Origin of the sequence: Candidatus Allofournierella excrementavium (assembly GCF_048526665.1) — a bacterium.
GTDB lineage: Bacteria > Bacillota > Clostridia > Oscillospirales > Ruminococcaceae > Allofournierella_A > Allofournierella_A excrementavium.
In genome coordinates this window covers 1-17531 of the sequence record NZ_DBGFPE010000014.1, presented here as the reverse complement: position 1 = coordinate 17531, position 17531 = coordinate 1, and the positions used below count along the sequence as shown (strand labels likewise).

17 protein-coding genes and 1 tRNA gene are annotated in these 17531 nt (G+C 59.7%); 2 read left to right on the top strand and 16 right to left on the bottom strand.

Annotated features, from left to right (window positions below; genetic code table 11):
* Positions 1 to 52: 52 nt before the first annotated feature.
* Positions 53 to 1228, bottom strand: a complete 1176-nt coding sequence (locus ACMI1Q_RS03870) for a phosphopentomutase (protein WP_419502870.1) — start codon at positions 1226 to 1228, stop codon at positions 53 to 55.
* A 229-nt stretch (positions 1229 to 1457) separates the two neighbouring features.
* Here ACMI1Q_RS03870 and pyk point away from each other — a divergent pair, with 229 nt between their 5' ends.
* Positions 1458 to 3200: a pyruvate kinase gene (gene pyk, locus ACMI1Q_RS03865; RefSeq protein ID WP_419502922.1), complete on the top strand. Its 1743-nt coding sequence runs from the start codon at positions 1458 to 1460 to the stop codon at positions 3198 to 3200.
* Between the two features lie 44 nt (positions 3201 to 3244).
* On the opposite strand, the gene ACMI1Q_RS03860 is transcribed toward pyk, so the two are convergent.
* From ACMI1Q_RS03860 to ACMI1Q_RS03825, 8 genes are all read right to left on the bottom strand, one after another.
* Positions 3245 to 3850, bottom strand: coding sequence for a GH25 family lysozyme (locus ACMI1Q_RS03860; RefSeq protein ID WP_419502869.1), 606 nt, complete (start codon positions 3848 to 3850; stop codon positions 3245 to 3247).
* A gap of 229 nt (positions 3851 to 4079) precedes the next feature.
* Positions 4080 to 4171: transfer RNA gene (locus ACMI1Q_RS03855), tRNA-Ser, on the bottom strand.
* 107 nt (positions 4172 to 4278) lie between these two features.
* Positions 4279 to 4572, bottom strand: a complete 294-nt coding sequence (locus ACMI1Q_RS03850) for a hypothetical protein (RefSeq protein ID WP_419502868.1) — start codon at positions 4570 to 4572, stop codon at positions 4279 to 4281.
* Positions 4573 to 4711: 139 nt separating this feature from the next.
* Positions 4712 to 5428, bottom strand: a complete 717-nt coding sequence (locus ACMI1Q_RS03845; RefSeq protein ID WP_419502867.1) for an ABC transporter ATP-binding protein — start codon at positions 5426 to 5428, stop codon at positions 4712 to 4714.
* 3 nt (positions 5429 to 5431) lie between these two features.
* Positions 5432 to 6193, bottom strand: a complete 762-nt coding sequence (locus ACMI1Q_RS03840) for an ABC transporter ATP-binding protein (RefSeq protein ID WP_177521120.1) — start codon at positions 6191 to 6193, stop codon at positions 5432 to 5434.
* 3 nt (positions 6194 to 6196) lie between these two features.
* The gene (locus ACMI1Q_RS03835) at positions 6197 to 7306 is read right to left on the bottom strand and encodes a branched-chain amino acid ABC transporter permease (protein WP_330056481.1); all 1110 of its coding nucleotides are present in this window, start codon (positions 7304 to 7306) and stop codon (positions 6197 to 6199) included.
* A 10-nt stretch (positions 7307 to 7316) separates the two neighbouring features.
* Positions 7317 to 8204, bottom strand: coding sequence for a branched-chain amino acid ABC transporter permease (locus ACMI1Q_RS03830; RefSeq protein WP_330056480.1), 888 nt, complete (start codon positions 8202 to 8204; stop codon positions 7317 to 7319).
* 201 nt (positions 8205 to 8405) lie between these two features.
* Positions 8406 to 9590 (bottom strand): ABC transporter substrate-binding protein, encoded by a 1185-nt coding sequence (locus ACMI1Q_RS03825; protein ID WP_394980890.1) that lies wholly within the window; start codon positions 9588 to 9590, stop codon positions 8406 to 8408.
* A 360-nt stretch (positions 9591 to 9950) separates the two neighbouring features.
* Between ACMI1Q_RS03825 and ACMI1Q_RS03820 the strand changes: the two genes are divergently transcribed.
* A complete protein-coding gene (locus tag ACMI1Q_RS03820; protein WP_419502866.1) occupies positions 9951 to 10532 on the top strand; it encodes a xanthine phosphoribosyltransferase in 582 nt (193 codons plus the stop codon).
* 59 nt (positions 10533 to 10591) lie between these two features.
* On the opposite strand, the gene ACMI1Q_RS03815 is transcribed toward ACMI1Q_RS03820, so the two are convergent.
* The 7 genes from ACMI1Q_RS03815 to ACMI1Q_RS03785 form a co-directional block, all read right to left on the bottom strand.
* The gene (locus ACMI1Q_RS03815; RefSeq protein ID WP_330056474.1) at positions 10592 to 10903 is read right to left on the bottom strand and encodes a YerC/YecD family TrpR-related protein; all 312 of its coding nucleotides are present in this window, start codon (positions 10901 to 10903) and stop codon (positions 10592 to 10594) included.
* A 153-nt stretch (positions 10904 to 11056) separates the two neighbouring features.
* The gene (locus ACMI1Q_RS03810; RefSeq protein ID WP_419502865.1) at positions 11057 to 12901 is read right to left on the bottom strand and encodes an FtsX-like permease family protein; all 1845 of its coding nucleotides are present in this window, start codon (positions 12899 to 12901) and stop codon (positions 11057 to 11059) included.
* Positions 12898 to 13578 carry an ABC transporter ATP-binding protein gene (locus tag ACMI1Q_RS03805; protein ID WP_419502864.1) on the bottom strand — a complete coding sequence of 227 codons (681 nt, stop codon included), beginning with the start codon at positions 13576 to 13578 and terminating at the stop codon, positions 12898 to 12900. Before ACMI1Q_RS03805 ends, ACMI1Q_RS03810 begins: the two co-directional genes overlap by 4 nt.
* A gap of 20 nt (positions 13579 to 13598) precedes the next feature.
* Positions 13599 to 14639, bottom strand: coding sequence for a sensor histidine kinase (locus ACMI1Q_RS03800; protein ID WP_419502863.1), 1041 nt, complete (start codon positions 14637 to 14639; stop codon positions 13599 to 13601).
* Positions 14636 to 15298, bottom strand: coding sequence for a response regulator transcription factor (locus tag ACMI1Q_RS03795; protein WP_419502862.1), 663 nt, complete (start codon positions 15296 to 15298; stop codon positions 14636 to 14638). The genes ACMI1Q_RS03800 and ACMI1Q_RS03795 overlap by 4 nt, the downstream gene beginning before the upstream one ends.
* Positions 15299 to 15752: 454 nt before the next feature.
* Positions 15753 to 16367: a class I SAM-dependent methyltransferase gene (locus tag ACMI1Q_RS03790; protein WP_021658797.1), complete on the bottom strand. Its 615-nt coding sequence runs from the start codon at positions 16365 to 16367 to the stop codon at positions 15753 to 15755.
* 77 nt (positions 16368 to 16444) lie between these two features.
* The gene (locus tag ACMI1Q_RS03785) at positions 16445 to 17404 is read right to left on the bottom strand and encodes a helix-turn-helix transcriptional regulator (protein WP_052537615.1); all 960 of its coding nucleotides are present in this window, start codon (positions 17402 to 17404) and stop codon (positions 16445 to 16447) included.
* Positions 17405 to 17531: the final 127 nt, after the last annotated feature.

The window sequence follows — 17531 nt, the reverse complement described above, 5'->3', positions numbered from 1 at the left end:
CTCACAGCGTAAACGAATCGGGCGTGAATTTTATTTCACCCGTCGTGAGAGTTCAGTCGAAAATTTTCGCGGCCAGGTCCTGGCCGTCCAGTTTTGCATCCACGCCCAGCACCGTGCAGATGGTCTTGCCGATGGCGCCGAAGCCCAGCACAGTGCCAAGGTTATTGTCCTTCTTCACCTCGGGGCCTGCCACCAGCAGCGGCACATACTCGCGGGTGTGGTCGGTGGTCTTGGTGAAGCCGGGGTCACAGCCGTGGTCGCCGGTGATCATCACCACGTCGCCCGGGCGCAGCTTCTGAAGCAGCACGCCCAGGCCCCGGTCAAACTCGGACGCCGCCGCCGCATAGCCGGGGATGTTGCGCCGGTGGCCGTAGATCATGTCGAAATCCACCAGATTGATGAAGGCAAGGCCCTCGAAGTCCCGGTCCGCCAGCTCCAGCATCACCCGGATGCCGTCGGTGTTGCCGCTGGTGCGGATCTTCTCGGTCAGGCCTTCGCCGTCGAAAATATCGTAGATTTTGCCCACGCCGATCACGTCCTTGCCGGCGGCCTTGAGATGGTCCAGCATGGTCTTTGCGGGGGGCTTGAGGGAGTAGTCGTGGCGGTTGGAAGTGCGCTTGAAATCCGCCGCGCAGCTGCCCACGAAGGGGCGCGCGATCACGCGGCCCACGCCGTGCTCGCCTTTGAGCATATCCCGGGCCATCTGGCAGTATTCATACAGCTGCTCCAGCGGCACCACCTCTTCGTGGGCGGCCACCTGGAACACGCTGTCCGCCGAGGTGTACACGATGAGCGCGCCGGTGCGCATGTGCTCCTCGCCGTAGTCCTTCAGCACCTCGGTGCCGGAATAAGGCTTGTTGCACAGCACCTTGCGCCCGGTGAGCTTTTCGTACTGCTCGATCACCTCGGGGGGGAAGCCGTCGGGATAGGTGGGCAGCGCCCGCTCGCTTTCCACGCCGGCGATCTCCCAGTGGCCGATGGTGGTGTCCTTGCCGTTGCTGGCCTCCTGCAGGCGCACGCAGCTGCCCGCCACAGGATGCACCGGCGCGCCGCACTGCACGCCGTCCAGATTGAACAGGCCCAGAGAGGCCATGTTGGGCGCCGCAAAACCAGGGTCCTTTGCGATGGAGGCAAGGGTGTTGGCCCCCACGTCGCCGAATTTATCCGCATCCGGCTCGTAGCCGATGCCGAAGCTGTCCAGCACGATCAGAAAAACGCGCTTTGTCATGGTGATATTCCCTCCTTGGAATGGTCTTATGTCTAAGAGTGATTCCATTATACAATATTCCCCACAGGAAGTTAAGCCGGAGAGAGAAGTTTTCTCCCCTCGTTTGCACAGGGATGTTAAAACTTTTAAAAATTGCTTTTGGGCCTTTGACGCGCTTGCATTCAGGTGTATAATATATGCTGGTAAAAATTCGAGGTTCTATCATTTCAGGAGGTTCCTTATGAACAGAATGCGTAAAACCAAGATCGTGTGCACCCTGGGCCCTTCCACGGACCGGGAGGATGTGCTTCGGGATATGATCCTGAGCGGCATGAACGTCGCCCGCTTCAATTTTTCTCACGGCACTCATGAAGAGCACAAGCGCCGGCTGGACACCCTCAAGCGCCTGCGCGAAGAGCTGAATCAGCCTGTGGCCGCCCTGCTGGACACCAAGGGTCCTGAAATTCGTTTGAAGCAATTCGCCGGCGGCAAGACCGAGCTGAAGGCCGGCCAAACCTTCACCCTCACCACCCGGGATGTGGAGGGCACCAGCGAGATCTGCTCCATCACCTACAAGGACCTGCCCGGCGACCTTTCTGTGGGCGGCACCGTGCTGCTGGCGGACGGCCTCATCAGCCTGACCGTCACCAAGCTCACCGACACAGACATCACCTGCAAGGTGGAGAACGGCGGCCCCATCAGCAACAACAAGGGCGTGAACGTGCCCGGCGTTTCCCTGTCCATGCCCTACATGAGCCAGCGGGACAAGGACGACATCCTCTTCGGCATCGAGCAGGGCTTTGACTTCATCGCCGCCAGCTTCACCCGCAGCGCCCAGGACATTCAGGAAGTGCGCCGCCTGCTGAACAGCCACAACTCCCACATCCGCATCATCGCCAAGATCGAGAACCGCGAGGGCGTGGACAACATCGACGAGATCCTGACCGCCGCCGACGCGGTGATGGTGGCCCGCGGCGACATGGGTGTGGAGATCGACTTCACCGAGATCCCGGTCATTCAGAAGGAGATCATCTACCACAGCTTCTCCAGCGGCAAGCCGGTCATCACCGCCACCCAGATGCTGGAGAGCATGATCGAAAATCCCCGGCCCACCCGTGCCGAGATCACCGACGTGGCCAACGCCATCTACGACGGCACCAGCGCCATCATGCTCAGCGGTGAGACCGCCGCCGGCAAGTACCCTGTGGAGGCCGTGCGCACCATGGCGGCCATTGCCGAGCGCACCGAAAATGACGCCAGCTACTTCAGCCGCATGCGCAAAGCCCCTGTGGACTCCCGCATGAGCATCGTGGGCGCCACCGCCCATGCGGCGGGCACCACCGCTGCCGACGTGAAGGCCGCCGCCATCATCACCGTGAGCAAGAGCGGGGAGACCGCCCGCCTGGTGAGCAAGGGCCGCCCCTCCACCCCGGTCATCGCCTGCGTGGTGGACGACTGGGTGCAGCGGCATCTGTCCCTGTCCTGGGGCGTCACTCCCCTGCTGATGCCCTACGCCCACAACACCGATGAACTCATCGACCTTTCGGTCAAGACCGCCGAGGAGGCCGGCCTTGTGCACACCGGCGACCTGGTTGTGGTGACCGCCGGCGTGCCGGTGGGCATCTCCGGCACCACCAACATGCTCAAGGTGCACATGGTGGGCGACTCCCTGCTGAACGGTGTGGGCATCGGCGACCACAACGCCAAAGGCCCTGTGTGCATCTGCCGCAGCAACCACGACGTAACAACCAAGTTCCGCAAGGGCGACGTGCTGGTGGTCCCCTACACCAACAATGAGATGCTGGACGCCATGCGTGACGCCAGCGCCATTGTGGTGGAGGAGGCCGGCCTGAACAGCCACGCCGCCATCGTGGGCCTGACGCTGGGCAAGGCGGTCCTGGTGGGCGCTTCCGGCGCCACCCGCGTTTTGAAAGACGGCGCGATGGTCTCGGTGGACTGCGGCCGCGGCATCGTGCAGAGCATGGCGGACTGAACGCGCAAATTAAGCAAGCCCCGGGAGTGTTCCCGGGGCTTGCTTTATCTCGTTTGGCTTTCAGGATAGGCCGCGAATTCTTCTGTGCCGTTGAACACGTTCAGGTCGATATAAGGCTCTTCGCCGGCGTATCCGTCCAGCTGCCCGCGGTCGGTGTACTGCCAGAAGGTCCAGTCCCGGCCGTCTTTGAGGCGAGGGGTGAAATAGACGTTCCGTATCCAGATATCGTATCCTTCGTAACCCCCCGCCAGATACCGGCCATAGGCGCTGCCGGTGGCGTAGAGCACCGGGCGCATGCCATAATGCTCCTCCAGCCGCTTCAAAAGCAGCGTGAGCTGCTCGGTCACTTCCTCTCGGGCGGGCGGATGCAGCTTCTTGCTGCCATAGAGCTCCACATCCACCACGGGCGGCAGCATCCCGTCGAACGGTTCCACTGCCCGGATGAAATTTTCCGCCTGGGTGTCTCCCCCGCTTTCAAAACTGAAAAAGTGATAGGCCCCGGCCCGCAGACCACTCTGGCGCGCCTGCTGCCAGTTCTGCCGGAAGTTCGGGTCCTGTGAGCCGCTGCCCTCCGTTGCCTTGATGAACGCGAAGGAAACGCCCTGCCGCGCCAGCGCCTGCCAGTCGATCTCGCCCTGATAGACAGACACATCCACGCCGCGCACTGGATACCGGTTTCGGGAGGGCGCGTTCAGACGAGGCGGTCCGTCATTTAAGAGCACGACCGCCGCGGCGGCCGCCAGGACGATGCCCGCAAAAAGACAGGCTCCGGCAATGCGCCTTGCCGCGCCGTGGGGCTGGCGCCTGAACGCAGGAAACAGCTTCATCGGGCTCACCTCACAAACAAAACCGGGCAGACGCACGGCGTCTGCCCGGTTATGGCGGAAAGAGAGGGATTCGAACCCTCGGTGGGTTTATAGCCCACACACGATTTCCAGTCGTGCGCCTTAGACCAGCTCAGCCATCTTTCCATTCTCTCTGCGGCCCTCAAAGCCGCTTATATATAATACCGAAAAGAGGGCTTCCTGTCAAGCCCCAAAATGCAAAAATGCCTGCTTTCAGCAGGCATTTTTTTGTTTCACTCCACGCGGGCGGGATAATACAGGTTGTTGCTGATGAACTCCAGCTTATCCTTCAGCGCCTGCTCCATGGTGGCCACGACGTTGACCATGTTGGCCACGGACTCGTTGACCTCCATCAGCTGGCAGAAGTTCACGTCCTCCATACCGATGACGCACTGCAGCTTCTCGCCCTCAGCGTTGAGGATGTGGCTGAGAGCCGTCTCCTCCAGCGCGATGCTCTCCAGCAGGTCGGTGACCGCCTGGCACATGGTGATGGGATTGGGATGCATGGAAATAACGGGCATGGACATAAGGCATACCTCCTGAAAAATGGTGTGTTGCAACACGTTCGTGCTGACTATCCCACTATATGCCGCCGTCTGTGTTTTGTTCCGCGCACCCGGAAAAGGAAAAAGAGCAGGGGCATGTTTCTCCCCTGCTCTTTGTTTTTCAGCAGCCCAGATAGGCTTTGCGCACCTCGATGTTGTTGGCCAGCTCGTCGGCAGGGCCTTCCATCTTGATGGTGCCGGTCTCCAGCACATAGGCACGGTCGGCGATTTCCAGCGCCATCTTGGCGTTCTGTTCCACCAGAAGAACGGTCACGCCGTCCCGGTTCACGTCCTCGATGATGTGGAAGATCTCCTTCACCAGAAGAGGCGACAGGCCCATGCTGGGTTCGTCCAGAAGCAGCATCTTGGGCTTGCACATCAGCGCGCGGCCGATGGCCAGCATCTGCTGCTCGCCGCCGGACAGGGTGCCCGCCTGCTGCTTGCGCCGCTCTTTCAGGCGGGGCAGCCGCTCGAACACCATTTCCAAATCGTCGGCAATGGCGTCCTTGGAGTCCTTGCGGGTGAAGGCGCCCATCTCCAGGTTCTCCTGCACCGACAGGTGGCTGAACACACGGCGGCCTTCCGGCACCTGAGCCAGGCGCAGGCGGATGATCTTGTGGGCCTCCATCTGGCTGATCTTCTGGCCCATGAAGTCGATCTCGCCGCCCTTGAGTTTGAGCAGGCCGGAGATAGCGTGCATGGTGGTGGTCTTGCCGGCGCCGTTGGCGCCGATCAGGGTGACGATCTCGCCCTCATCCACATGGAAGGAAATATCCCGGATGGCATGGATGGAGCCGTAAAACACGTTGATGTCCTGTACACGAAGCATTTCACCCATGGCTCAATCACCTCCCAGATACGCTGCAATGACCTTGGGGTTATTGCGGATGGATTCGCCCGTGCCCTGGGCGATGACACGGCCATAGTCCAGCACATAGATGTACTCGCAGATGCCCATGACAAAGTTCATGTCGTGCTCGATGAGCAGGATAGCCAGATCGAAGCGGTCGCGCACCGCCTTGATGGTGTTCATCAGCTCTTCGGTCTCGTTGGGGTTCATGCCGGCGGCGGGCTCATCCAGCAGCAGCAGCTTTGGGTTGGTGGCCAGTGCGCGGGCAATCTCCAGCTTGCGCTGCTTGCCGTAGGGCAGGCTGGAAGCGGGCAGGTCGGCCTCTTTGTCCAAGTCGAAGATTTTGAGCAGCTGCATCGCCTGCTTGTTCATCTGGCGTTCCTTCTCACGGAAGCCGGGCAGGCGGAAGATGCCGGTCCACATGGAATATTTCACCTGATTGTGCAGGCCGATCTTCACGTTGTCCAGAACGCTCATCTGGTCGAACAGACGGATGTTCTGGAAGGTACGGGCGATGCCCTCCTGGTTGATCTTGGCCGGCTGCTGGCCGGTGATGTTCTTGCCGTCCAGGATGATGTCACCCTCGGTGGGACGATACACGCCGGTGAGCATGTTGAACACCGTGGTCTTGCCGGCGCCGTTGGGACCGATGAGGCCGTAGAGCTGGCCTTTTTCCATCTTCATGTCCAGCTGGGCCACAGCCTGCAGACCGCCGAAGGCGATGCCCAGGTTGGTTACTTCAAGCAGTGCCATGCCTCACGCCTCCTCTTTCTTGCCCTGCGGGCCGTTCTTTTGGAAGCGGGCCGCCAGTTTGCGGAATTTCGGGTTTGCAGCGATCCTGTCGGCCATCTGCGCGCGCCAGGCCACGATCTGGGGGCTCTGGTTGAAGATCATCATCACGATCAGCACGATGGCGTACACCAGCATGCGGTAGTCCGCCACGCCGCGCAGCAGCTCAGGCAGAACGTAGAGCACGGTGGCCGCGATCATGGAACCGCGGATGTTGCCGATGCCGCCCAGCACCACGAACACCAGCACCAGGATGGAGGTGTTGTAGTCAAACTTCTTGGCCGCCAGCGCGGAGAAGTTCAGCGCATACAGAACGCCGGCCATGCCCGCGAACACCGCGGAGATGATGAAGGCCATCAGCTTGTACTTGGTCACGTTGATGCCGGTGGCCTCGGCGGCGATGCGGTTGTCGCGGATGGACATGATGGCCCGGCCCGCGCGGGAGTTGATGAGGTTCAAAATCACGAACAGGGTGATGAGGATGAGGATGATGCCCGCCAGGAAGGTGGACGCCTTCTTCATGCCGCTGATGCCGATGGCGCCGTTGATGATAACGTCGCCGTCCGCCGCAAGGCCCATGGAGGCGGAGTCCTTGATGGAGAAGTGGAAGCCGTTCGAATCAAGGCCCAGATACACGGTGTTCAGCACGTTCTTGATGATCTCGCCGAAAGCCAGGGTCACGATGGCGAGATAGTCGCCTCGCAGACGCAGCACCGGGATGCCGATGAGGAAGCCGAACACGCCGGCCACCACACCGCCGATGAGCATGGAGAGCGCAAAGCCCAGCACAGAGGGCATTTCAGAGCCGGTGACGACCCAGAACACCGCGCCGGAGAAAGCGCCCACGCTCATAAAGCCCGCATGGCCCAGGCTCAGCTCGCCCAGGATGCCCACGGTGAGGTTCAGCGAGATAGCAAGCACCACATAGGTGCAGATGGGCACCAGCATGCCCTTCATGGAGTTGTTCAGCACGCCGCCCACGGTCAGCGCCTGCACGACGATATAGAATACCACGACGATGCCGTAGGTGATCAGATTGCTGCGCGTGGTCTTTTTCATGTTTTTCAATGCGTTCATCACAGCCACCTCACACCTTCTCGTTCATGGGCTTGCCCAAAAGACCCGTGGGCCGCACCAGCAGCACGATGATCAGCACGGCGAACACAATGGCATCCGCCAGCTGGGTGGACACATACGCCTTGCTCATGATCTCGATGATGCCCAGCAGCACGCCGCCCAGCATCGCGCCGGGAATGGAGCCGATGCCGCCGAACACCGCAGCCGTGAAGGCCTTGATGCCGGGCATCGCGCCGGTGGTAGGGGTCAGCGAGGGATACGCCGAGCACAGCAGCACACCGGCCACAGCAGCCAGCGCAGAGCCGATGGCAAAGGTGAGGGCGATGGTGGAGTTCACGTTCACGCCCATCAGCTGGGCCGCGCCCTTGTCTTCGGAGACCGCCAGCATCGCATGGCCAAGCTTGGTGTGGTTGACGAAAAGGCTCAGGCCCACCATGATGACCGCCGCCGAAACAATGGTGATCACCGTCTCGGAGGAGATAACAATCTTGCCGCCCGCCAGATGCAGGTCCAGCGCAGGGATGGACACCACGGAGGTGAAGTTCTTCGGGTCGGAGCCCCAGATCAGCAGCGCCAGATTCTGCAACAGATAGCTCACGCCGATGGCCGTGATCAGCACCGCCAGCGAAGAGGCGCCGCGCAGCGGCTTGTATGCGAAGCGCTCGATGGCCAGACCCAGCACCGTGCACAGCGCCATAGAGATCAGGATCGCCACCAACGGCGGGATCCCCATCTGGTTGACCGCGATGAACACGATGTAGCTGCCCACCATGATAACGTCACCGTGAGCAAAGTTTAGCATCTTGGCGATGCCGTAGACCATGGTGTAGCCCAGGGCGATAATGGCATACACGCTGCCGAGGCTGATGCCATTGATCAGATAGGATATAAACTCCATGCCCAATTCCCCTTTTCCTTAAGCCGGCCTCTCCCCCGCCCTTCGGCGGCGGCGAGCCCGACCCGCAAATATCCTACTCATTATAGCACTGTTCTAAAGTGCACACAAGAAAAACTTTGCGGGAAAACCGCCTTTTTGTCAAAAAGAGGGTGCCGGCACATCTGGCCGGCACCCCCTTTGGTGCATTGGGAAACGCCGCAATTACATCGCGGTGTAAGCGCCGTTCTCGATCTTCATGGCGCGGGGAGCCTTGTTCACCTCGCCGGTGGCCTCCCACTGCATGCCTTCGCCGGTCAGGCCGTCCACGGTGATCTCGGTCATGGCAGCCTTCAGAGCGTCGCACAGGGTGGAAGCGTCCATGTCGGGGGTGGCGCCGGACTGCTCGATGGCAGCCAGGATGGTGTAGATGCCGTCGTAGGCGTCAGCGGCGAACTGGTTGGGGATCTCGCCGTACTTCTCCTGGTACTTGGAAACGAAAGCCTGAGTGGCCTCGTCGTCAGCGTCCGCAACGAAGGGGGTCAGCAGCATAACGCCCTCGAACAGGGACAGGTCAGCGCCTTCGATGGTCAGCAGGCCGTCCAGACCGTCGCAGCCGAAGATCAGCGCGTCAAAGCCCTGCTTATCCATCTCCTGGATGATCAGGTTGGCCTCGGCGTAGTAGATGGGCAGGAACACCAGCTCGGCGCCGGCGTCCTTGGCCTTCTGGACCTGCACGGAGAAGTCGGTCTTGCTGTCGGCAGTGAAGGCCTCGTTGGTCACGATCTCCAGGCCCTTGTTGGCGGCCTCTTCCACGAACTTGTCGCGGATGCCGGTGGAGTAGGCGTCGGAGCTGTCGTAGATGATGGCGATCTTGGTGGCCAGACCGTTGTCGGCAATGTAGTCAGCGGAGGCGATGCCCTGGTTGGGGTCGGTGAAGCAAACCTGGAAAGCATTGTCCTCAGCGATGACGTCCGGGTTGGAAGCGGACGGGGTCAGCAGGAACAGGTTGTCCGCCGCGGTCTCGGGGGCAACGGTCAGGCAGGGCTGGGTGGTAACGGTGCCCAGCAGGACCTGCATGCCCCAGTCCTTCAGGTTGTTGTAGGCGTTCATCGCCTTCTCAACGTCGTTCTCGTCGTCCTGGAAGTTCAGCTCGAACTGAACGCCGCCCAGGGCATTGATCTCGTCCACGGCGATCTGGGCGCCGTTCTTCACAGCGTTGCCGTAGGTGGCGGCGCCGCCGGTAGTGGGGCCGATGCCGCCGATCTTGAACACGCCGGCAGTGGAGCCCGCGGTGGAAGTGCCCGCAGAAGCGGGGTCAGAACCAGCGGTGGACGAAGGAGTGGAGCCGCAGGCGACCAGGCTGAACGCCATGGCAGCCGCAAGAGCGGCACTCAAAAACTTTTTCATAGATGTTCCCTCCTGTTGTGCGACCCGGGAGGCAGGCTCTCCTCCGCCGCCTTTCCGGGTCTTTTGTTTCCTAAAATTATAAACACATTCGCCGCAAGATACAATTCGCTATTTTTACATACTTTTTAACGTTGTAAAGCGTCATAGTGGATACTTTGCATAAATTCACAGTGCTTTTTCCCCGATTATTGATCATCACGGCCAAAGCGGGGCTTTCAAAGCACGTTTTTGATTGTATAAGTCCGTCAGGTTTTTGAAAAAGACGTTTTTCTTGCCAAAGGGCATTGAAAAAGAGAGCGTTTTTTGTCATAATAGGGATATTATTTCAATGGTACAATACAGAAGTAGGAGATGGATAACATGCAGTTGCTGGAAGAGCGGATCCTTCAGGATGGTCAGGTGCGCCCCGGTAATGTTTTAAAGGTAGACTGTTTTCTGAATCACCAGCTGGACATTGCCCTGCTGGACGAGATCGGCAAAGTCTTCTACGAGGTCTACAAGAACGACGGCATCAACAAGATCCTTACCATCGAGGCGTCCGGCATCGCCATCGCCTGCATGACCGCGTGGCACTTCGGCGTGCCCGTGGTGTTCGCCAAGAAGGCGAAGAGCAAGAACATCGACGGGGATGTGTACACCTCCACCGTTCACTCCTTCACCTACGGCAAGGACTACGACATCACCCTCTCCAAGAAGTTCCTCGGGCCCGAGGACAAGGTGCTCATCGTGGACGATTTCCTGGCGGTGGGCAAAGCCATGCACGGCCTGCTGGACGTGTGCAAGCAGGCGGGCGCCACGGTGGGCGGCATCGGCATCGCCATTGAGAAGGGCTTCCAGCCCGGCGGCGAGACCCTGCGCAGCCAGGGCTACAAGCTGACCAGCCTTGCCATCGTGGACTACATGGACGACGAGGGCAACCTGCGCTTCCGTTCTCAGCAATAAACGGAACAAACAAAAAAATACGGCCAGCCGCTTTCGGGCGGCTGGCCGATTTTTTTGCCTCAGGCCTGCTCTTTTTCCTTTTCCTTGAGCCGGTTGATGATCAACGCGTATCCTCCGTTGCCGTACTGGATGCATCGGTTGATGCGGCTAATGGTGGCGGTGCTGATCTCCACCTCCCGGACGATTTGTTCGTAGGTCTTGCCGTCCAGCAGCATTTTGGCGGCCTCCAGCCGCTGCGCCATGTCAGCGAGTTCCTTCATCGTGCACAGGTCCTCGAAGAAGGTATCGCACTCTTCCATATTCTCCAGCGAAAGGATCGCTTCAAACAGGGCTTTGGTGGTTTGATTTTTTAGACGAGCTTTCTCGACCATGATACACCTCGCACATCCTTCAGACTTTTACTCAACTAAAGTCTATCACAATCTCTTGCAGATTGCAAGGCATCGAACGAAAAAACAAACCGTCCCCTTTTGTGGCAGGTGCACGAAAACAAGGGCCTCTCCCCTTCTTTTTCAAACGCTGGGTCACTCCCGCATAAGGTCGCTGCGAATATCGCTGTGCAGAGCCGCCTTCAGCGCCGCCCGCTCCGCCGCAAGGCAGAGCAGCAGCGTTACCAGCGCGATGGCCCCGGCGCAGCCCAGCACGGACAGCAAAAGTGTGGTGCGCGTCTGGCTGAACATATAGCGGCCCAGCAGCCACCGGGCGGTGCCCAGCCAGAGGGCCGCCCCCGCCGGCAGCCCGAGACCCAGGCCCCAGGCACAGCGCAGCAGCGTTTCCCGCCGCAGCATGGCCGCCACATCGCCCCTGGTCATGCCGGCACTGCGCAGCAGGGCGAACTCCCGGCGGCGCAGCTGGGTCTCCGCCCCGATGGAGCCGAGCAGGGCCGCGCCGCAGCCCAGCGCCGTCAGCACTTCAAAACCACCCGCAAAGACGTTCAGCAGCACCCGCACCGCCTTTTGATAGATCCGGGTGGGCGATGTGGGGGTGAGGTCCTCGATCTGCCACCCGGTGTTCGTCTGGCCGCCGGCGTAGCGCTCGCTGGCCCCCAGCTCCGTCAGGGTCTGTATCAGGGCGGGGGTGAGCCGGGAGGAATCCTCCGCGTCCACAAAAAACTCGAATTCCCGCTTGTCCTCGCCGGTGACCTCGGTGCCCCGCAATGCATCGAAGGCGCTCTGGCTGGTGATGAGCACGCCATTGGGGTACATGGCCATATAGGTGTCCTGCCAGAGCACCCCGTCGGGCAGCGGCGCGGTGCAGACGTCCGCCACCGCAAGCGCCTGTTCCGTCCCCTGGTTCAGCAGCTCACCGGCTGCGAATGCCATCACGCCTTCCTCCGGCGGCGCGTATACACAGGCAAGGCCGCCCTGCACTTCGGGCAGCGGACCGCCATACCACCGGGCAAAGCTTTCATCGTCCAGGGTGATGAGGACCGAGCTGCGGGCCGGGCTCTCCCATACGCGCCAGCCGGTGCGCTCGGTGGCCCAGACGTCGGCGCCGGTGGTCTGTTGGGCTGTGTCTTTCAGCCGGCCGAGCAGCTGCTGCGTGTCGGTGTTCACCGCCCAGAGATAGACCCGGTAGGTGTAGGTGGCGAACTGACTGGAGTATCCCGCCAGAAGGCCGCGGGAAAAGCCGTTCACCATGCAAACGAGCAACGCGCACACCACGATGACGCTGACCTGGGTGCGAAAGCGCCCGCCCGCGCGCCGCACGCTGCGGCTGGCCAGCAGCGCGGGGGCCTGCCGGGGCTCCCGCCGGCGAACGCGTCGGGGCGGCGTTTCCGCCATGCCCCGCACCGCCTCGATGGGCGCAAGGCGCGCCGCCCGCCGTGCCGTTCCGCTGGCGGCCAGCAAAAGGGTGACCACCGGGCAGGCCAGCGCCAGCAGCACCGCGCCGGGCGTTATGACCAGATGGATTTCCCGCACTCCCCGCGCCGCAAGCGCGTCCATGAAAGGCCGCAGAAGCCGGAATGTGACGGCAAGGCCCCCTGCGGCGCACAAAACGCCCAGCGGGGCGGCAAACGCCGACAGGAACAGCGCGTCCAGCCACACGCTCTGCCGAAGCTGGCGGCGGGTCGCCCCCACACTGGCCAGCTGGCCAAGCATGCGGGTGCGCTGAGCCAGCGACATGGAAAAGGCTCCCCGCAGCAGCACAGCGAGAAACACCACCAGCAGCGCGACCACCAGCTGGGATGCCGCCAGCACGATTTGAGAAAAGGCAGACACCATTTTAAAAGAATCCGCCAGCGAGAAGCCGCCGAACTGCACCGCCGCGAGCATCGTGGAACACACGAGGGCCGAGAAGGCCACGAACCAGGTGCGCGCACCGCCCCGCAGCCACTGCCGCCAGGTGACGAGGAACATCGCTTTCATGCCCGCACCTCGTCTTTCACGATGCGGCCGTCCCGCAGGCGGAGGATGCGCTTGGCCTGCAGGGCCAGCGCTTCGTCGTGGGTGATCATCACAATGGTCTGGCCGGTGGTCTCGTTGAGCTGCACCAGCATGCGCATCACACTCTCACTGGCCGCCGAGTCCAGGTTGCCGGTGGGCTCGTCCGCCAAAAGCAGTGCCGGGTGGGTGATGAGGGCGCGGGCGATGGCCACCCGCTGCTGCTGCCCGCCCGAAAGCTGGGCGGGAAAAGCCCGCCGCTTGCCCTCCAGGCCCAGACGGGCCAGCAGATCCAGCACCCGGGCCGGATCGGCGGTGCGCCCGTCCAGAAGCAGGGGCAGCGTGAGGTTCTCCTCCACTGTGAGCAGCGGCACCAGATTGTAAAACTGGTACACAAGGCCGATCTGCCGGCGGCGGAACACCGTCAGCTCCTCCTCTTTCTGGTCGTAGAGGGAGACGCCGTCCAGCGTGATGCGCCCGGAAGTGGGCTTATCCACTCCGCCCAGCAGATGCAGCAGCGTGGACTTGCCCGAGCCGGAGGCCCCCATCACGGCCACAAATTCGCCCCGCTCCACAGTGAGGGAAACGCCGTCCAGCGCGCGGACCGCCGCGTCGCCTGAACCGTATATCTTTGTGAGTTGTTCTACCTGTAAAAAAGCCATGGTATCCCTTCCTTTCGTTTTCAGGATACCGCGTCCGGGTGACCGCCCGGTGACAGTACAGTGACAGCTTCGTCACCCGCGTAAAAACGCAGAGTGAAGCGGGGGCCCCGGAGGCCGTTTTCCGCCCGGACCGTTCCGCCCTGCCCCTGGGCGATGGCCTTTGCCAGCGCGAGGCCGATGCCCGCGCTGCCGGGAGCGGCGTTCTTGCCCCGCCAGAATCGCTCGAACAGATGCGGGAATTCCTCTTCCGGGATGGGCGGGCCGTCGTTCTCCACCGCGAACTCCGTGTAAAGTGCATTGCCCTCACAGGAAAGCGTGACCCTGCCGCCGGCATCCGTGTGCTCGGCGGCGTTTTTGGCCAGGTTGGTCAGTGCTTCCAGCGTCCATGCCCTGTCGCACAAACAGCTGACCGGCGGCCCGGCCCACTCCACGGCCACGCCCCGGTCCGCGCACAGCGGCTGGACCGACTGCGCGGCGGCGCGCAGCAGCTCCAGCGCGTCGTTTTGCTTACGCTCGAACCGGACCACCGCCGCGTCCAGCCGGCAAAGCTTGAGCAGCTGCTCCACCAGCCAGCCCATCCGCTCTGCGGCCTGGGACACACGGCATGCACACTGGTCCTTTTCTTCTGCCGGAACCGCTTCGTCCTCCCAGAGTTCCGTCTGGAGCAGGATGGCCGCGATGGGGGTTTTCAGCTGGTGAGCAACGTCCCCCAGAAAATCAGCCAGCAGGCGCTTGTCTTCTTCCAGCGCTGCCTTTTGCTCGCCCAGGATAGTGGTTATCTTGTAAATATCGTCCCGCAGGGCGTTCAGCTCCCCTTCCCGCTGGGTGCGGATGTCCAGTATCTCGCCGCCGGTGTAGACGCTGGCGAGATACTCCGAGAGCCGGTCGATCTCCCGGGCACGGCAGACACAGAACCCGGCGGCCAGCGCAAGGCAGGTCCCGCCGCACAGGGCGGCAGTGAGGGCCGCGCCGGCGCCGAAAGCAAGCGCGCCCGCCGCCGCAAACACGGCGCTCGCCAGCAGCAGGCCCACCAGAAACTTCTTTGCCTCCCGGCTTCTCATGGCTTTTCCTCCCATCGATAGCCGATGCCCCGCACCGTGGTGATGCGGCGGCCCTCGGCACCCAGTTTTTCCCGCAGGCGCTTGACGGTGACCGTGAGGGTGTTGTCCTCCACAAAGGCGCCGCCGTCATCCCAAAGCGCCTGCAAAAGCTGCCCGCGCTCCCAAACACGCCCGGCCTGGGAAGTCAGCAGCAGCAAAAGGCGGTATTCCTGGGCGGTGAGAGCCACCGGCACGCCGTTCACCGTGACCTGGGCGGAGCGGGCGTCCAGCGTGAGGTCACCGAAGGAATACACCTGTTTTGGGCCACGCCGCCGAAGCACTGCCCGCAGGCGGCTGACCAGTTCCCGGGCGCGGAAGGGCTTGGCGACATAGTCGTCTGCCCCTTCCTCCAGCGCCCGCACCACGCTGTCCTCATCGCTGCGGGCGGTAAGGATGATGACCGCCGCGTCCCCCGCTGCCCGCACGGCGCGGCAGACCTCATAGCCGCTGCCGTCCGGCAGGCCCAGGTCGATGAGCGCGGCGTCAAAGGCACGGGAGGCCGCCAACTCCCGGGCACGGGCGGCGGTGGCAGCTGTCTCGATGGTCCACCCCTCCGCGCGCAGAAGCGTCGCCAGCGGGCGGGCGATTGCCTCTTCGTCTTCCACAAGCAAAACGTTCATGGCGCATATCCTCCTCTTCTCTTTTTCAGTATACCTTATTTTTCCCCTGCGCGGGTGACGGAATTGTCACTCACACGGCGGCAACGCAAAAAAAGAGAGTGAGCAAAAGGCAGAGGAGCATAAAGAAGTATTGCAAAAATACTAACCTATGCCAAGTGAACGGGAAATATGAAACCTCTATGTGAATGGACGAACCATTTGCATAGAGGTTTTCTTTTGCTTCTTAAAATTTTTCAGCGTCCGCAGGACGCGCAGCCGTCACCGAATGGGGACGATCTTGGGGGCTTGGGGGGAATCCCTCAACAAGCATTTTGGCCGGTGCAATCCGGCCAAAATCGCAAAACATGTATATGTTTGCATTGCTTGCCAATCTGTGAAAATAATAAAGTTGAGGAAAAATGAAAAGGTACGTTAGCGTAGTATGCTGACGTACCTTTTTTGTATAATCATATTTTCAATTATCTCTTTTGCAAATCGCACAGAGCCAACCTTTCTCATTTTGCTCTACTTGAATTTTTGAAAACCCGGCATTTTCCAATGCTCTTTCAATCTGTTCGGAAGTATAAATTGTCATGCCGTGGATTATATCTGTCCATTTTTCGTCCTTTGTATTTTTCCCATTGGCTTCATTGCAGATCAGGAAAGTCCCGCTATTTTTAAGCACACGATATACTTGCTGAAAAGCAACTTGAATATCAGGCCAAAAGTAGATCGTTTCAAAGGCAGTTATCAAGTGGAAACTGTTTTCTGAAAACGGCAGATTCATAACATTGCCTTGCAAAACCTCGCATCGGCCTTCCTGAATTGCTGCCCGATTGAGTTTTTTCGACTTCTGAACACTAACTTCGGAGTAGTCAACACCAGTTATGTGTCCATTTGAACTTTTTCCCAAAAGGCGTTTGAGGTTAGCCCCTCCACCGCAGCCAATATCCAGACAGAAATCATCGTCGCGGATTTTTATGTGCGTCAAGCCCCATTCTGCAAGTGCGGCATGACCGGTGTTCATCATATTGACCATGATCTTCCCGGCGAATCCTTTTGGTTTGCAGGTGTTTTGAAAGAAAGACATATTTTTTCTCCTAATTTAACATGATGCGAAAGATTGGCAAGTGCCGATTCTCCAAAGTTTTCCCGCAGAGTAGGAACTTAAATTTCTCCGGGCGTAACGCCATATCTTTTTTTAAAAGTGTCGATAAAATGGCTTGCGTTGGTATATCCTACCATCCATACCACGTCTTTTACCTTGTACTTTCCGCTTTGCAGCAGGCGGTAGGCCATCTCCATTCGTTTTTCCACGATGTATTCATAAACCGTGCAATTAAAACAGATTTTGAACCCCTGTTTCAATTTGGTTTCGCTCAAAAAACATTGTTCGGCAATCTGTGCGATTGTCAAAGGATGGAGGAAATGATTGTCGATAATTTCCCTCGCTTTCATCAAGCATCGGTAATCTTCTCTGGAAATATCTTTGGTATTTTTCTGCTTGCCAATCGCTTCATCACAAAACAAAGACAGCAGTTCTAAAACCTTTCCTTCCAGATACAACTTGCGCAGCTTCCGCTCGGGCGGGCAGTCCAACAACTGCTGTAAAACAAGGCGTATCTCCGGTGTGGTGGAAAATACATGGGTACAAATCTTATCATCCCGCCGAATTAAATGCGCTGCTTCTAAATCTTCTGTCAGTGAGGAAAAACGTCCTTCCTCCAGCGAAATGCTCAAGGTATGGTAAGGCTGCTCGGAACCGAAATGGCTTACGCACTGTGAAAACGTCCCACATTGCAAACTGCACTGTGTTGGGGAAAGCTGGTAGTGCTCGCCTTGCTTTTGGCGATAATCCCATTCGCAGATTCCATTCATACAGAAGGAAAGCTGAAAGACCTTGCGCTCTGGATATTCTTCGTACAATTCCGTTTCCCGCTTAAAGGCCATTTCAGACTGAACCAAAAACAGCCCTTTTGATAACTCCTGCATACCCACAAAACCATCGGCAACCTGTTTTGTGAGATCAAAGCAGTTGCCGGTTTGTTTATGCCCTACGGTACCCGAAAGGCCGGAAACCTGAAAAGAGTGAGGCATATATTCGGGGGCGGACCATTGTAAAAGCATACTGCCAAACTCCTATTACAATAAATTTGGACAGGAAAGCCGGGCAGCCAGTCCGGCTTTTCCTCCATCTCGTGCCTAAGCTACAATGAGAGGAGCAACTGGCTGACCACTCACTCCTTGGGCTTCT

Excerpts from the sequence above, each read along its gene's own strand:
- ACMI1Q_RS03830 (WP_330056480.1), bottom strand. The coding sequence starts at position 8,204 with ATGGAGTTTATATCCTATCTGATCAATGGCATCAGCCTCGGCAGCGTG.
- ACMI1Q_RS03845 (WP_419502867.1), bottom strand. The coding sequence starts at position 5,428 with ATGGGTGAAATGCTTCGTGTACAGGACATCAACGTGTTTTACGGCTCC.
- ACMI1Q_RS03850 (WP_419502868.1), bottom strand. The coding sequence starts at position 4,572 with ATGTCCATGCCCGTTATTTCCATGCATCCCAATCCCATCACCATGTGC.
- ACMI1Q_RS03800 (WP_419502863.1), bottom strand. The coding sequence starts at position 14,639 with ATGAGAAGCCGGGAGGCAAAGAAGTTTCTGGTGGGCCTGCTGCTGGCG.
- ACMI1Q_RS03835 (WP_330056481.1), bottom strand. The coding sequence starts at position 7,306 with ATGAACGCATTGAAAAACATGAAAAAGACCACGCGCAGCAATCTGATC.
- ACMI1Q_RS03810 (WP_419502865.1), bottom strand. The coding sequence starts at position 12,901 with ATGAAAGCGATGTTCCTCGTCACCTGGCGGCAGTGGCTGCGGGGCGGT.
- ACMI1Q_RS03790 (WP_021658797.1), bottom strand. The coding sequence starts at position 16,367 with ATGTCTTTCTTTCAAAACACCTGCAAACCAAAAGGATTCGCCGGGAAG.
- ACMI1Q_RS03805 (WP_419502864.1), bottom strand. The coding sequence starts at position 13,578 with ATGGCTTTTTTACAGGTAGAACAACTCACAAAGATATACGGTTCAGGC.
- ACMI1Q_RS03825 (WP_394980890.1), bottom strand. The coding sequence starts at position 9,590 with ATGAAAAAGTTTTTGAGTGCCGCTCTTGCGGCTGCCATGGCGTTCAGC.
- ACMI1Q_RS03820 (WP_419502866.1), top strand. The coding sequence starts at position 9,951 with ATGCAGTTGCTGGAAGAGCGGATCCTTCAGGATGGTCAGGTGCGCCCC.
- ACMI1Q_RS03785 (WP_052537615.1), bottom strand. The coding sequence starts at position 17,404 with ATGCTTTTACAATGGTCCGCCCCCGAATATATGCCTCACTCTTTTCAG.
- pyk (WP_419502922.1), top strand. The coding sequence starts at position 1,458 with ATGCGTAAAACCAAGATCGTGTGCACCCTGGGCCCTTCCACGGACCGG.
- ACMI1Q_RS03840 (WP_177521120.1), bottom strand. The coding sequence starts at position 6,193 with ATGGCACTGCTTGAAGTAACCAACCTGGGCATCGCCTTCGGCGGTCTG.
- ACMI1Q_RS03870 (WP_419502870.1), bottom strand. The coding sequence starts at position 1,228 with ATGACAAAGCGCGTTTTTCTGATCGTGCTGGACAGCTTCGGCATCGGC.
- ACMI1Q_RS03795 (WP_419502862.1), bottom strand. The coding sequence starts at position 15,298 with ATGAACGTTTTGCTTGTGGAAGACGAAGAGGCAATCGCCCGCCCGCTG.
- ACMI1Q_RS03815 (WP_330056474.1), bottom strand. The coding sequence starts at position 10,903 with ATGGTCGAGAAAGCTCGTCTAAAAAATCAAACCACCAAAGCCCTGTTT.